General features: G+C 64.5%; 14 protein-coding genes. 11 read left to right on the top strand and 3 right to left on the bottom strand.

Annotated features, from left to right (window positions below; genetic code table 11):
• The first annotated feature begins 10 nt into the window (after nt 1-10).
• From P9239_RS21860 to P9239_RS21885, 6 genes are all read left to right on the top strand, one after another.
• Complete coding sequence (locus P9239_RS21860; protein WP_309754746.1) at nt 11-1,057, top strand: ABC transporter permease subunit; 1,047 nt, start codon at nt 11-13, stop codon at nt 1,055-1,057.
• 129 nt (nt 1,058-1,186) lie between these two features.
• Nucleotides 1,187-2,104, top strand: a complete 918-nt coding sequence (locus P9239_RS21865; RefSeq protein WP_309755557.1) for an ABC transporter substrate-binding protein — start codon at nt 1,187-1,189, stop codon at nt 2,102-2,104.
• Between the two features lie 344 nt (nt 2,105-2,448).
• Complete coding sequence (gene lpdA / locus P9239_RS21870) at nt 2,449-4,224, top strand: dihydrolipoyl dehydrogenase (protein ID WP_309754748.1); 1,776 nt, start codon at nt 2,449-2,451, stop codon at nt 4,222-4,224.
• Between the two features lie 224 nt (nt 4,225-4,448).
• Entirely contained in the window at nt 4,449-4,730 is a 282-nt protein-coding gene (locus P9239_RS21875; RefSeq protein WP_309754749.1) for a DUF4148 domain-containing protein, read from the top strand.
• Nucleotides 4,731-5,024: 294 nt separating this feature from the next.
• Nucleotides 5,025-6,434 carry an MFS transporter gene (locus P9239_RS21880; RefSeq protein WP_309754750.1) on the top strand — a complete coding sequence of 470 codons (1,410 nt, stop codon included), beginning with the start codon at nt 5,025-5,027 and terminating at the stop codon, nt 6,432-6,434.
• A gap of 73 nt (nt 6,435-6,507) precedes the next feature.
• Complete coding sequence (locus P9239_RS21885; protein ID WP_309754752.1) at nt 6,508-6,735, top strand: hypothetical protein; 228 nt, start codon at nt 6,508-6,510, stop codon at nt 6,733-6,735.
• 9 nt (nt 6,736-6,744) lie between these two features.
• Here P9239_RS21885 and P9239_RS21890 read toward each other — a convergent pair whose 3' ends face one another.
• Nucleotides 6,745-7,584, bottom strand: coding sequence for a TetR family transcriptional regulator (locus tag P9239_RS21890; protein WP_309754755.1), 840 nt, complete (start codon nt 7,582-7,584; stop codon nt 6,745-6,747).
• 199 nt (nt 7,585-7,783) lie between these two features.
• Here P9239_RS21890 and P9239_RS21895 point away from each other — a divergent pair, with 199 nt between their 5' ends.
• From P9239_RS21895 to P9239_RS21915, 5 genes are read left to right on the top strand one after another with little or no spacing between them, the layout of a single operon-like run.
• Entirely contained in the window at nt 7,784-9,007 is a 1,224-nt protein-coding gene (locus P9239_RS21895) for an FAD-dependent monooxygenase (protein ID WP_309754757.1), read from the top strand.
• A 46-nt stretch (nt 9,008-9,053) separates the two neighbouring features.
• Entirely contained in the window at nt 9,054-9,809 is a 756-nt protein-coding gene (locus P9239_RS21900; RefSeq protein ID WP_309754759.1) for an Asp/Glu racemase, read from the top strand.
• Nucleotides 9,810-9,823: 14 nt separating this feature from the next.
• On the top strand, nt 9,824-10,681 hold the full coding sequence (locus tag P9239_RS21905; protein ID WP_309754760.1) for an alpha/beta hydrolase: 858 nt from the start codon (nt 9,824-9,826) through the stop codon (nt 10,679-10,681).
• A gap of 11 nt (nt 10,682-10,692) precedes the next feature.
• Nucleotides 10,693-11,733 (top strand): 2,5-dihydroxypyridine 5,6-dioxygenase, encoded by a 1,041-nt coding sequence (locus P9239_RS21910; RefSeq protein ID WP_309754761.1) that lies wholly within the window; start codon nt 10,693-10,695, stop codon nt 11,731-11,733.
• Nucleotides 11,730-12,353 (top strand): N-carbamoylsarcosine amidohydrolase, encoded by a 624-nt coding sequence (locus tag P9239_RS21915; protein ID WP_309754763.1) that lies wholly within the window; start codon nt 11,730-11,732, stop codon nt 12,351-12,353. Before P9239_RS21910 ends, P9239_RS21915 begins: the two co-directional genes overlap by 4 nt.
• Before the next feature lie 11 nt (nt 12,354-12,364).
• Here the strand turns inward: P9239_RS21915 and P9239_RS21920 are convergent, their stop codons facing one another.
• Together P9239_RS21920 and P9239_RS21925 are read right to left on the bottom strand one after the other, a co-directional pair.
• Nucleotides 12,365-12,667, bottom strand: coding sequence for a hypothetical protein (locus P9239_RS21920; protein ID WP_309754765.1), 303 nt, complete (start codon nt 12,665-12,667; stop codon nt 12,365-12,367).
• Nucleotides 12,668-12,809: 142 nt separating this feature from the next.
• The gene (locus tag P9239_RS21925; RefSeq protein WP_309754766.1) at nt 12,810-13,028 is read right to left on the bottom strand and encodes a hypothetical protein; all 219 of its coding nucleotides are present in this window, start codon (nt 13,026-13,028) and stop codon (nt 12,810-12,812) included.
• Between the last annotated feature and the right edge of the window lie 118 nt (nt 13,029-13,146).

Here is a 13,146-nt window from a genome sequence, read left to right on the forward strand (position 1 = left end):
GGAGACAGACATGGCTAACACGACGAAACACCACAACACGGGCGCCGCCCCCGTTTCGAGCGCCGAAAGCGCTGAAAGCGCGACGCAGCGGCAGCGTCGCATCGAGCATCGCGAGCGCATGCAAGTGCTCATGCGCACGGCGGGCATGTTGCCCGTGTTGATTCTGCTGTGCATCGGCTTCGGTGTAGTCACCGACGGCTTCTTCAGCTTCCAGAACATGTCGATCGTCACGCAGCAGGCGTCGATCAACATCGTGCTGGCGGCGGGCATGACCTTCGTGATTCTGACGGGCGGCATCGACCTGTCGGTCGGCTCGGTGCTGTCGGCGGCGGCGGTCACGGCGCTGCTTGCATCGAATCTGCAAGGCATGGGCTGGCTCGGCGTGCCTGCGGCGCTCGGCGTCGGGCTTGCCTTCGGCGTCATCAACGGCGCGCTCATCGCGCTGCTCAAGCTGCCGCCCTTCATCGTGACGCTCGGTTCGTTGACCGCCGTGCGCGGCATCGCGCGGCTGATCGGTCACGACACGACCATCTTCAATCCGCAACTGTCGTTCGCGTTCATCGGCAACGATTCAATCCTCGGCGTGCCGTGGCTCGTCGTGATCGCGCTCGCGGTCGTCGTCATCTCGTGGTTCATCCTGCGGCGCACGGTGCTAGGCCTGCGCATTTATTCCGTTGGCGGCAATCCGGAAGCGGCGCGGCTCTCGGGCATCAAGGTTTGGGGCATCCAGATGTTCGTCTACGCGATGTCCGGCCTGCTCGCGGGCCTCGGCGCGGTGATGTCCGCCGCGCGGCTCTATGCGGCGAACGGCCTGCAACTCGGCCAGTCGTATGAACTCGATGCCATCGCCGCGGTCATTCTCGGCGGCACGAGCTTCGTGGGCGGCGTCGGCTCGATCGTCGGCACGCTGGTGGGCGCGCTCATCATCGCGGTGCTGTCGAACGGCCTGGTGCTACTCGGCGTGTCGGATATCTGGCAGTACATCATCAAGGGCCTCGTGATCATCGGCGCGGTGGCGCTCGACCGTTATCGCCAGCGCGGATCGGCTCGCACGTGACGAACTCTTGTCGGTTCACGACGCCTTACATCGCTTAGAGTCACAACCATCAACATCAACATCAACATCAACATCAACGAAACAACCGGAGACAACCCTATGCGCAAGTACAACAAGCTGTTCGCGAGCATGGCGCTCGCGCTCGGATGCACGATGACGCTCACCGCGCACGCCGCCGACAAGCCGCTGAAGGCCATCGGCATCACGGTCGGTTCGCTCGGCAACCCGTACTTCGTGACGATTTCCAGAGGCGCGGAAGCGAAAGCCAAGGCCATCAATCCGAACGCGAAGGTCACGGCCGTCTCGTCCGATTACGACATGAACAAGCAGTTCACGCAGATCGACAACTTCATCTCGGCGCACGTGGACATGATCCTGCTGAACGCCGTTGACCCGAAGGCTATCGAGCCGGCGGTGAAGAAGGCGAAGGCGGCGGGCATCGTCGTGGTCGCGGTGGACGTCGCGGCGGCGGGCGCCGACGCCACCGTGCAGACCAACAACGTGCAGGCCGGCCAGCTCGCGTGCGATTTCCTTGCTAAGAAGCTCAACGGCAAGGGCAATGTGGTGATCGAGAACGGGCCGCAGGTGTCGGCGGTGATCGACCGCGTGAACGGCTGCAAGACGGTGCTCGCGAAGAACCCCGGCATCAAGGTGCTCTCCGACGATCAGGACGCGAAAGGCTCGCGCGAAGGCGGCATGAACGCGATGCAGGGCTATCTCACGCGCTTTCCGAAGCTCGACGGTCTCTTCGCGATCAACGATCCGCAAGCTATCGGCAGCGATCTCGCGGCGAAGCAGCTGCATCGCTCGAATATCGTGATCACGTCGGTGGATGGCGCGCCGGATATCGAGAACGCGCTCAAGACCGACACGCTGGTCCAGGCGTCCGCGAGCCAGGACCCGTGGTCGATGGCGCAGCAGGCGGTGAGCGTCGGCTATGACCTGATGAACGGCAAGAAGCCGAGCAGCACGATGATCCTGATGCCGTCCACGCTCGTTACGCGCGAGAACGTCGGCAATTACAAGGGCTGGTCCGCGCCGCACTAAGGCCGCATTTCGCCGCTCGCCTTGCTCAGCGAGCGGCGCCTCGCGTACGGTCTCCGGGTATGCGGCGGCGAGCCGCGCCCGGCGACCGCCCGTGGTTCTTTGGGCAATTCCAGCACCGCATTCCACTTCGGCCGCCATCCGAACGGCAAGCCGTCTGCTCATCAATCCCAGCCTGCTCTCAACCTGTCGATGCCGACGACCGCAGTTTTCGCGGCGAGGCTTGGCGCGCACACGCACGCACGGTACAGACACGGCGTATCCTGTGGCTTCGAGACGCGGCCGTGCTTCGGTGAACGGCGATGCGCGTCGTCAAACGATCAAGCAGCGCACACAGGAGAAACTGAATGGCCAGGGTTGAAGTCAAGGTTCCGCAGCTTTCCGAATCCGTCACCGAAGCGACGATGCTGCCGTGGAAAAAGAAAGCGGGCGACCCCGTGACGCAAGACGAGATTCTCGTCGAGCTGGAAACCGACAAGGTCGTGCTCGAAGTGCCGGCGCCCGCCTCGGGCGTGCTGGCGGAAGTGCTCAAACAGCAAGGCGATATCGTCCACGCGGACGAACTGCTCGCCGCCATCGATACCGAGGCGAAAGCCGCTGCGCCTTCTGCGCCCGCGCCTGTTGCTCCGCCTGCATCTGAAAAGCCCGCCGCTGCTCCGGCGCAACAGGCGAGCCCCGCAGAATCTGCGGGCGACAAGGCCGATTTCGACGTCATCGTGATCGGGGCGGGCCCCGGCGGATACATCGCCGCGATCCGCGCCGCGCAGCTCGGCATGTCGGTCGCGTGCGTCGAGGAATGGATCAACCCGGCGGGCAAGCCCAAGCTCGGCGGCACCTGTCTGAACGTCGGCTGTATTCCGTCGAAGGCGCTGCTCGCGTCGTCCGAGGCGTTCGAAAACGCGAAGCTGCATTTCGGCGATCACGGCATTTCGATGGACAACCTGAACGTCGACATCAAGAAGATGGTCGGCCGCAAGGAAGCCATCGTCGAGAAGATCACAGGCGGCGTCGAGTTCCTGTTTCGCAAGAACAAGATCACGTGGCTCAAGGGCCACGGCAAGCTCGCGGGCAAGGCGGGCGGCGCGTTTCGCATCGAAGTGAGCGGCGGCGAGCAAGGCGCGACGCATACCGCGAAGCACGTGATCATCGCGACGGGTTCGAAAGCGCGCCATCTGCCGAACGTTCCCGTGGACAACCGCATCGTGTCCGACAACGAAGGCGCGCTCGCTTTCGATTCCGCGCCCAAGAAGCTGGCCGTGATCGGCGCGGGCGTGATCGGGCTGGAACTCGGTTCGGTGTGGCGCAGGCTCGGCGCGGAAGTCACGATTCTGGAGGCGCTGCCCGAGTTCCTCGCCTCGACCGACACTGCGATCCAGAAGGAAGCCGCCAAGCTCTTCAAAAAGCAAGGGCTGACCATTCACCTCGGCGTGAAGATCGAGAACGTGAAGGCGTCGGATTCAGGCGTGTCCGTCTCCTATACCGACAAGGACGGCGCCGCCCAGACGCTCGACGCGGACCGCCTGATCGTGTCCATCGGCCGCGTGCCGAACACCGACAATCTCGGCCTCGATTCCATCGGCCTCGCGACAGACCAGCGCGGCTTCATTCCCGTCGACGGCCATTGCGCGACGACCGTGCCGAACGTCTACGCGATCGGCGACGTCGTGCGCGGCCCAATGCTCGCGCACAAGGCCGAAGACGAAGGCGTGATGGTGGCCGAGATCATCGACGGACAGAAGCCGCACATCGACTACAACTGCATTCCGTGGGTGATCTACACGCATCCGGAAATCGCGTGGGTCGGCCAGACCGAACAGGCGCTCAAAGCAGAAGGCCGCGAGTACCGCACCGGCCAGTTCCCGATGATGGCGAACGGCCGCGCGCTCGGCATCGGCGAGACGGACGGCTTCATCAAGATGATCGCCGATGCGAAGACCGACGAGATTCTCGGCGTGCACATCGTTTCGGCGAACGCGTCGGACCTGATCGCCGAAGCGGTCGTGGCGATGGAGTTCAAGGCGGCGTCGGAGGATATCGGCATCATCTCGCATCCGCATCCGTCGCTCTCGGAAGTGATGCGCGAGGCGGCGCTCGCCGTAACCAAGCGCGCGCTCAATATCTGATTACGCGCGTGCCGCAGGATGCAGCCGGTCGCCGACCGGTTGCTTTACTCGCCCTCACAGCCGGTGGCGAAGGCATGGCCCGGGAACATCCGGCATCGCCTGACGCTCTTGCACGTTCGCTGAACGTTGGCGCGAACCACCCTACAATCGTCGCGCGGCCGCCGCTTTCATTCGGGCGGCCGCGCTTCGTTCGATGTTTCACGCATCTCAACCGTGGAGAGGATATGAACGTAACGCTTGCCAGGAAGCTCGCTGTCTCGATGATCGTGGCCGCCTTCGGTGTCTCCGGCGCGCCTGTATCGTATGCGCAGGACAACAGCGGCGCGACCGACGCCGCGCCATCGACGAAAGCCCAGCGCAAGGCGGCGCGCAAGGACGCGCGCGCAAAGAAGAACGCCGAATTGAAGAAGCTGGAAGGCGCGGGATACAACCCCGCACAACGCGATGACGCGTCGTATCCGCAAGATATTCAGAGCGCCCAGAAGAAGGCCGGAATCGGGCAGTAATTCATAGCTGGACACGCGCCGCGCCCGCCGCGGCGCGTCGTGGTTCTCTCCCCGCCTCTCGCCGTAGCCGTCTGTCCCGGCATCAGTGCAGTCTCACTCCTCGCCTCGCTGCACGCACCCTCCCGCTTCCTCCCGCAGAACCCCTATTTTTTTCCTGATTGCGGTTATTAATTATAGGTACATATAATAAACCAGCGTCGAAACCGGTGGGCCCCCGCTTCGCGCAGCCCGGCAATTCGCCGGTCCGAGTGGCATTCATGGACGGTGCGAGCCGTCGACAACGAGGAGTTGTTCATGTCGCAAGCAGAGCTTCAATCCGGCCCGGCCTTTCCGCCGCGCGCGGAGCATCCATCGGTTTCGGATCGCGGCGAGACGTGGAGCGGCGAGGTGCCGGTCGAAGCGTTCATCGACGCCCATCGGTTTTCGCGCTCGCAGTGGCTGCTCATGGGCGTGTGCTTCCTGATCGTGCTGATCGACGGCATGGACACCGCCGCCATCGGCTATATCGCGCCGTCGCTCGTGAAAGGCTGGGGCATTTCGAAGGCCGCGCTCGCCCCCGTGCTGAGCGCCGCGCTCTTCGGGCTCGCGGCGGGCGCGGTGATTTCCGGTCCCGCCGCCGACCGCTTCGGCCGCAAGAGCGTGCTGATCGCGGCCACCGCGTTCTTCGGCGGGATGAGTCTCGCCACCGCGTTCGCGGGCACCATCGAATCGCTCGTCGCGCTGCGTTTTCTCACCGGCATCGGCCTCGGCGCGGCCATTCCGAACAGCATCACGCTCGTGTCCGAATACGCGCCCAAACGCAGCCGCGCGATCATCGTCAACACGACGTATTGCGGCTTCACGGTCGGCGCGGCGCTCGGCGGCTTCGTTTCGTCGTGGCTGATCCCGTCGTTCGGATGGCATAGCCTCTTCGTGGTCGGCGGCGTGTTTCCGCTCCTTCTCGTGCTCGGCGTGGCGCTCTGGGTGCCGGAATCGGTGCGCTTTCTCGTGAAGCGCGGCGCGGCGAAGGAAAAGATCGCGGCGCCGCTCGCCAGGATCGCGCCGCTCGACGTCTCGCGCGTCACGGCCTTTCGCCTGTCCGAGCGCACCGAAACGACCGCGAAAACATCCGTCGGCGCCATTCTCTCGAAGCACTTTCTCGTCGGCACCGTCATGCTGTGGCTCACGTATTTCATGGGCCTCGTCATCTTCTATCTGCTGATGAGCTGGATGCCGCTCCTGATGAACGAAGCCGGCTTCACGCCCGAGCGCGCCGCACTGCTGACCGCGCTCTTTCCGCTCGGCGGCGGCATCGGCACGGTCGCATCCGGCTGGCTCATGGACCGCTGGAACGCCAACATCATCGTGATGCTCGGCTATCTGCTCACCGCGGCGTTCATCTTCGTCGTCGGACAGGCAATCGGCAGTATCGGCCTCGTGAGCGCGCTCATCTTTCTCGCCGGCACGACCATGAACGGCGCGCAATCGTCGATGCCCTCGCTCGCCGCCATGTTCTACCCGACGCAAAGCCGCGCCACCGGCGTGTCGTGGATGTACGGCGTCGGGCGCTTCGGCGGCATCGCGGGCGTGGCGCTCGGCGGGCTTTTCGCGCAATGGAAGCTCGGTTTGCCGGCCGTGTTCGCGCTGCTCGCCGTGCCTTCGGTGATCGCGGGCCTCGCGCTCTTCGTGAAGCTGAAGGCGCATCCGGGACGCGAGCACGCGTGATTCTTCGCGGGCCGGGTGTCTCGCGACGCGCGGCTCGCGTCACTTGTTCAACGCAACGACAGGAAGCAAAGCAATGAGTCAGGAACTGGATGTATTGACGGGCAAGCTGCATGGCCTGACCGCCGCGATCAGCGTGATCGCGGCCGCGCTGCCGCAGAGCGCATCGGCGGATGTGCAGGAAACGCTGCGCGACATGATCGGCGAAACCGCGAGCGCCGACTTGCCTCCCGCCGCGCTCTCGTCGATGCACGCGATGCTTGCGCACGTGATCGAGTCGATGGAGATTGGCTTGCGTCGTTGATGCGTTGTGTCACGCCGCCCGCGCGGTGCGGGCGGTTTTGGTTTTCGCGCTTGTCTCCACCTTGCTCGTCTGCGTTTTGCGCGGCTTCTTCGCATCGGCATCCGGCGCGGCTTGCGCCTTCTTCGCGCGGCTCGTGCCCTTGGGCTTCGCGGCTGCGCTCGCCTGAGCCTCCAATCCACCCACGATGAAGCTCGTCAACTGCTCCAGCGTCTCGTTTGCGTCCCACGGATCGCATGCGCCTTTCGCGAGCACATCGAGACGGTGCGTATCGGAAAACGCATACAGGTATGCGCCGATCATCGCGGTCACGCGCCAGTACAGGTCTTTCGCGGGCAAGCCGGGAAGCGCGCTGCGTAAGGCGTCGACGTAGGCATCGGTAGAGTCGCCGTAAGCGGTGCTGCGCAGGCTGTATGAAATCTCGGGCGGCTCGGTATGCAGCCGCGCCTGTAGCCGGATGAACGCGCGCCCGCCGTCGGACTTGCGCAGCGCGACGAGCGGCAGCAGAAACGCCCGCACGATGTCGTGCACGCCGGGCTTCGCGCCGGCCTTGGTCAGCGCGTGCAGTTCGTTCACGCGTTCGTCGGAAATCAGCTTCGCGCGACGCAGAAAGACCTGCTCGAAGAGTTGCTGCTTGGTGCCGAAGTAGTAAGTGATCAGCGCCTGCGTGACGCCGCACGACGCCGCCACGTCCTTGAGCGACGTGCCCGCATAACCGCGTTGCGAGAAGTCGACTTCCGCTGCATCGAGGATGTTCTCGCGCTGGTTGATGTTGCCCGTCGGGCGGCCGAGGCGCTTCTTCTTGCCCGATGCGCCGTGGGCGTGAGCGTGAGGGGTGTCGTCTTTCGTCATGCGTGGCGTGCTGCGTGAGAGACCAGGAGCCGCTTGCGACTGCGGCTGCGTTCGACGCCTATTTTACGGTCGTTTGGACGCTTATCCCGAATTTCCCTGACGCACTCGCATCGCCCCGTCCGCGCCGTTGCATTTATTTATACGGCCATATAATATTTGCCAGGCATCCACACGGCATTCTTTTCAGAAGGACGAGATCATGAGCAGAACACTTCGCGTCGGCGTGATCGGCGGCGGAATCGGCGGCGTGGCCCTCACGGGCGCGCTCGCGCAGCAAGGCATCGAAGTGCGTCTTTTCGAGCGCGCGAGCGCGTTCGGCGATGTCGGCGCGGGTATTCAGATGACGCCCAATGCGGTGAAAGTGCTTCAGGCGCTCGGCCTCGGCGACGCGCTTCGCGACGTCGCGTTCGTGCCGCAGGCCATCGTCGGCCGCAACTGGGAGACGGCGCGCGAGAACTTTCGCACGCCGCTCGCGGCCGTCTGCCCGGCGCTCTATGGCGCGCCCTTCTATCACGTGCATCGCGCGGACTTGCATCGCATTCTGACGACGCTCCTGCCCGCCGACGCCTCGCGGCTTTCGACGAGCTGCATCGACGTGCGCCAGCAAAAAGACGGCGCGGTAGCCGTGTTCGACGACGGCAGCGAGTTCGAAGCGGACTTGATCGTCGGCGCGGACGGCGTGCGCTCCGTCGTGCGCGGCAAGCTCTTCGGCGAGGAAGCGCCGCGCTTCACCGGCAACATGTGTTTCCGCGCGGTCGTGCCGTTCGACGAGATGCCCGACTTCGTGAGCCCGGATTCGTCGTTCTGGCTCGGGCCGAATGCGCACGTCGTCACGTATTACGTGCGGCGCGGTCAGGCGGTCAACATCGTCGCGGTGGCGGAGACGGAGAACTGGGTCGAGGAATCGTGGAATGCGGCGAGCAGCCGCGAGGAATTGCTCGCCACATTCGAAGGCTGGCATCCGAATCTGATCCGCCTTTTCGAGCGCGCCGATTCGGTCTTCAAATGGGGCTTGTTCGACCGCGATCCCATGCGCACGTGGTCGAGCGGCAATGTCACACTGCTCGGCGATGCCGCGCATCCCATGCTGCCGTTTCTCTCGCAAGGCGCGGCCATGGCCATCGAAGACGGCTTCGTGCTCGCGCGTTCGCTCGGCGCGCACGGCGGCGATATTGCAAGCGCACTGCGCGACTACGAAGCGGAGCGCCTGCCGCGCACGAGCCGCGTCCAGCTCGAATCGCGCGAACGCGGCCGCACGTATCACTTGCCGAGCGCGTTCGCGCAGCGCAAGCGCGACCTCATCTACAAGTTCAAGTCGTATCTGAATCCGCAGGCCTCGGGCATTCAGGCGAACTGGGTCTATGCGTATAACGCAACGGACTTCGCGCCGCGTGTCGAACGCGATGCGCTCGCCGCTTCGTGACGGTCGACGAGCAATGACCACGCCCTTCTCTCTTTCGAGGTTTGACATGCAAGCCAGGACTTATCGCATCGGCCAGATCGTCCCCAGTTCGAACACGACGATGGAAACCGAAATTCCCGCCATGCTGATGGCGCGCCAGGCCATCGAGCCCGAACGCTTCACGTTCCATTCGAGCCGAATGCGCATGAAGAAGGTGGTGAAGGAAGAACTCGCGCAAATGGATGCGGAGTCCGACCGCTGCGCCGTCGAGCTTTCGGATGCGCGGGTGGACGTGCTCGGCTACGCGTGCCTCGTCGCGATCATGGCGATGGGGCGCGGCTACCACCGCGCGTCGCAGGAGCGTTTGCAGGCGCATACCGCTGCGAACGGCGCCGATGCACCGGTCGTCACCAGCGCGGGCGCGCTCGTCGATGCGCTGAAGGTGATGAAGGCGAAACGCGTCGTCGTGGTGGCGCCGTACATGTTGCCGCTCACTGAACTGGTCGTCGATTACATTCGGCACGAAGGCTTCGACGTGATCGACTATCGTGCGCTCGAAATTCCCGACAATCTCGACGTCGCGCGCCATGATCCGCGCAAGCTGCCGGACATCGTCAAGACGCTGAAGTATCAGGATGCGGACGCCATCGTGCTGTCGGCGTGCGTGCAGATGCCGTCGCTCGCCGTCGTGCCGATGGTCGAAGCGTTGACCGGCAAGCCTGTCGTGACCGCGGCCATCGCCACGACTTACGCCATGCTGCGCCAGCTTGATCTGAAGCCGGTCGTGCCGGGCGCGGGCGCGCTGCTGTCGGGCGCCTATTGAACGGAGACTGTGCGATGCAATCGACCTTCCAATACGGCGCGAACGTTCACGCGAACGGCATCCGCCAGCACTACCTGCGTTACGGCGGCGAGAGCGCCGGCAGCGGCGACCGCGCGCGGCGCGATCCCGTGGTGATCGTGCCGGGCATCACGAGTCCGGCCGTGACATGGGGCTTCGTCGCCGCGCGCATCGGCCGTCATTTCGACACCTATGTGCTCGATGTGCGCGGGCGCGGCTTGTCGAGCGCGTCAGCAGAACTCGACTACAGCCTCGACGCGCAAGCCGACGATCTGCTCGCCTTTATCGACGCAACCGGCCTCAAACACGCCAGCGTGCTCGGGCACTCGATGGGCGCGCGCATCGCGTTGCGCGCGGCGCGGCGCGGCGCTAGCGGCGATGGCGGCACGAACGCGAGCATTGCGCGGCTCGCGCTCATCGATCCGCCGGTGTCGGGGCCGGGGCGTCGCGCTTATCCGTCGCAGCTGGCGTGGTATGTCGATTCCATTGCGCTCGCGCGCGAAGGCATGGACATCGACGCGATGCGGCGCTTTTGCCCGACGTGGACGGTCGAACAGCTACGGCTGCGCGCGGAATGGCTGCATACGTGCGACGAACGCGCCATCCGTACGAGCTTCGACGGCTTTCACCAGGACGACATTCACGCCGACATGCCGCACGTGAAGCAGCCCGCGTTGCTGATGGTCGCGGGCCGTGGCGACGTGATTCGCAGCGAGGACATCGACGAGATTCGCGGGCTCATGCCCGACCTGCAAGTCGCGAACGTGCCGGACGCCGGCCACATGATTCCGTGGGACGACGAAGAAGGTTTCTATCGCGCGTTCGGTTCGTTCTTCGGTGCGCCGCTTTCCTGAGACACACGACCATGCCCATCAGCGACTATCAACTTGTTCAGGCGTGGAAAGAGGTGCTCACGCTCTCGCGACTGGAACCCGGCCAGACCGTGACGATTCTCACCGGCGCGGCGACGCATCCGCAGACGCTCGCGTGCGCGCTGATCGCGACGCAGTCGTTGGGCGCGGTCGTGAACCGGCTCGACCTGCCGCCCGTGAACGGCGAGAAGGCATTGAGCCGCGACGCGCTCGCCTATCTCGGGGAAACGCCGCTCACCGGCAACCGTGCGGCCATCGCGGCGCTCAAGGCGAGCGATCTCGTGCTCGACCTGATGACGCTGCTCTTCTCGCCCGAACAGCACGACATACTCGCCTCCGGCACGAAGATTCTGCTTGCCGTCGAGCCGCCCGAAGTGCTCGTGCGCATGACGCCCAAGCTGGACGATCGCGCGCGCGTGCTAGCTGCGGCCAGGCGCATTCGCGAGGCGCGGGAGATGCGCGTTACGTCGAAAGCGGGTACCGATCTGCGCTGTCCGCTCGGCGACTTTCCGGCGATCGCGGAATACGGTTTCGTCGATGAACCCGGCCGCTGGGATCATTGGCCGAGCGGCTTCGCGCTCACGTTCCCTAACGAAGGCGCGGCGAACGGGCGGATCGTGATCGATCGCGGCGACATCCTGTTGCCGCAAAAGAGCTACTGCGCGGAGCCGATTGTGCTGACGGTGGAAGCCGGCTACGCGACGTCCATCGAAGGCGGCGTGGATGCGGACTTGCTTCGCGAGTACATGGAAACGTTCGAGGACCCCGAAGCATTCGCCATTTCGCATATCGGCTGGGGACTGCAAAAGCGCGCGTATTGGTCGACGCTCGGGCTTTACGATCGCGAAGCGACGCTCGGCATGGACGCCCGCGCGTTCGACGGCAACTTCCTTTTCTCGCTCGGACCCAACAACGAAGGCGGCGGCACGCGCACGACCGCATGCCATATCGACATTCCATTGCGCCGCTGCACCGTCTCGCTCGATGGCGTGGACGTGGTGCGTGACGGCAAGACTATCGAGGCGGCGTCATGACGAACGAAACAAAGGAAGCCACTTACGCGCGGCAAGGCTTCGGCCACGCGTTCGAGATCGAACGTCCTATCGGACTCCTGATTGTCGATTTCGTGAACGGCTTTGCTGACCCGGCGGTCTTCGGCGGCGGGAACATCGCCGAGGCCATCGCGCAGACCGTGCCGTTGCTGCATGCCGCGCGCGAAAGGCGCTGGCCGGTGGCGCATAGCCGCATTGTCTATGCCGACGACGATTCGGACGCGAACGTCTTCTCGCTGAAAGTGCCCGGCATGCTGACGCTGAAGGAACACGCACCCGCGAGCGCCATCGTGCCGCAGCTCACGCCCAAGGAAGGCGAACTCGTCGTGCGCAAGAATGTGCCGTCTGCGTTTTTCGGCACGTCGCTCGCGCCGTGGCTGGCAATGCGTGGGGTGTGCACGCTCGTCGTCGCCGGTGCGGTCACGAGCGGATGCGTGCGCGCGAGCGTCGTGGACGCGATGCAACACGGCTTCAAGCCCGTGGTGTTGTCCGATTGCGTCGGAGATCGGGCGCTCGCGCCGCACGACGCCAATCTTTTCGACATGGCGCAGAAATACGCCGCCGTGATGACGTCCGACGAATTACTCGCGCAATTGCGATGAAGCGCAGCGGCTTAGTCGCTGGCCGCTTGGGTCGGCGGGGCGACGCACGTGAAGGTCACGGTGGACGTTTGTTCTTCGAGCGAGCGCACGCCGCTTCTCGACTCTGATCGCACCAGTACGCGTTGCGAACGCTCTTTGCAGTAGTCGGTGGCGGCGTCCATCGCGCGGTTACGCGCCGTGACCCATGACATGCGCGTGCCGGTCGCCTTGCCGGTAACGGTGAACACGTTGGGCTGCGATCCGGCGGTGACTGCGCTCGTCGTGCCGCATGCGGCAAGCGCGAGAAGAACGCACGCGCCGAGCGCGCCGGCCATGCGCCTTTCGAACGATGAATGGGATGAATGAGGCATACGCGTCTGATCGTGATTTCAAGGAGGCACGCATGGTAACGCCATGCGCGAAATCATTCACGAGTCAGACGATTGAGCGGCGCGGCAGCCGCCTCGTTGCCCGGCTTCAGGACGCTTCGATGCGATCCAGCAGCCGCTGCAACCGTGCATGCTGAGATGGCGCGAGGCCCGGCGTAGATAACGCCTCCTCGACGCGCGATCGCCAATAAGTCTTCGAAAACAGCGAGTTCGCACCATCCAGACCAAGCACCTGTTCGAGATGCCCGATGGCGGCGTCGAGATGATTCACGTTGTAGGGACGTGTGCCCTGGCGGAAGTCTTCCATTGGCGAAGTGCCGCACGCCCTGCGGACGCCGGCGTTTGATCTAAACGAACGGAGCGCACGCGAAGCCCCTGCTTCGCGTTGCCGTGGACAATAACCGTCTGAAGCGATATCGCGCGAT

It is taken from the genome of Caballeronia sp. LZ062 (genome assembly GCF_031450785.1).
In the GTDB taxonomy this organism is placed as follows: domain Bacteria; phylum Pseudomonadota; class Gammaproteobacteria; order Burkholderiales; family Burkholderiaceae; genus Caballeronia.

What these genes read in the sequence shown, in the direction of transcription:
- P9239_RS21900 (WP_309754759.1), top strand. Translation starts at nt 9,054, where the DNA reads ATGCAAGCCAGGACTTATCGCATCGGCCAGATCGTCCCCAGTTCGAAC.
- P9239_RS21915 (WP_309754763.1), top strand. Translation starts at nt 11,730, where the DNA reads ATGACGAACGAAACAAAGGAAGCCACTTACGCGCGGCAAGGCTTCGGC.
- P9239_RS21920 (WP_309754765.1), bottom strand. Translation starts at nt 12,667, where the DNA reads ATGGCCGGCGCGCTCGGCGCGTGCGTTCTTCTCGCGCTTGCCGCATGC.
- P9239_RS21880 (WP_309754750.1), top strand. Translation starts at nt 5,025, where the DNA reads ATGTCGCAAGCAGAGCTTCAATCCGGCCCGGCCTTTCCGCCGCGCGCG.
- P9239_RS21865 (WP_309755557.1), top strand. Translation starts at nt 1,187, where the DNA reads ATGGCGCTCGCGCTCGGATGCACGATGACGCTCACCGCGCACGCCGCC.
- P9239_RS21885 (WP_309754752.1), top strand. Translation starts at nt 6,508, where the DNA reads ATGAGTCAGGAACTGGATGTATTGACGGGCAAGCTGCATGGCCTGACC.
- P9239_RS21875 (WP_309754749.1), top strand. Translation starts at nt 4,449, where the DNA reads ATGAACGTAACGCTTGCCAGGAAGCTCGCTGTCTCGATGATCGTGGCC.
- P9239_RS21890 (WP_309754755.1), bottom strand. Translation starts at nt 7,584, where the DNA reads ATGACGAAAGACGACACCCCTCACGCTCACGCCCACGGCGCATCGGGC.
- P9239_RS21895 (WP_309754757.1), top strand. Translation starts at nt 7,784, where the DNA reads ATGAGCAGAACACTTCGCGTCGGCGTGATCGGCGGCGGAATCGGCGGC.
- P9239_RS21905 (WP_309754760.1), top strand. Translation starts at nt 9,824, where the DNA reads ATGCAATCGACCTTCCAATACGGCGCGAACGTTCACGCGAACGGCATC.
- lpdA (WP_309754748.1), top strand. Translation starts at nt 2,449, where the DNA reads ATGGCCAGGGTTGAAGTCAAGGTTCCGCAGCTTTCCGAATCCGTCACC.
- P9239_RS21925 (WP_309754766.1), bottom strand. Translation starts at nt 13,028, where the DNA reads ATGGAAGACTTCCGCCAGGGCACACGTCCCTACAACGTGAATCATCTC.
- P9239_RS21860 (WP_309754746.1), top strand. Translation starts at nt 11, where the DNA reads ATGGCTAACACGACGAAACACCACAACACGGGCGCCGCCCCCGTTTCG.
- P9239_RS21910 (WP_309754761.1), top strand. Translation starts at nt 10,693, where the DNA reads ATGCCCATCAGCGACTATCAACTTGTTCAGGCGTGGAAAGAGGTGCTC.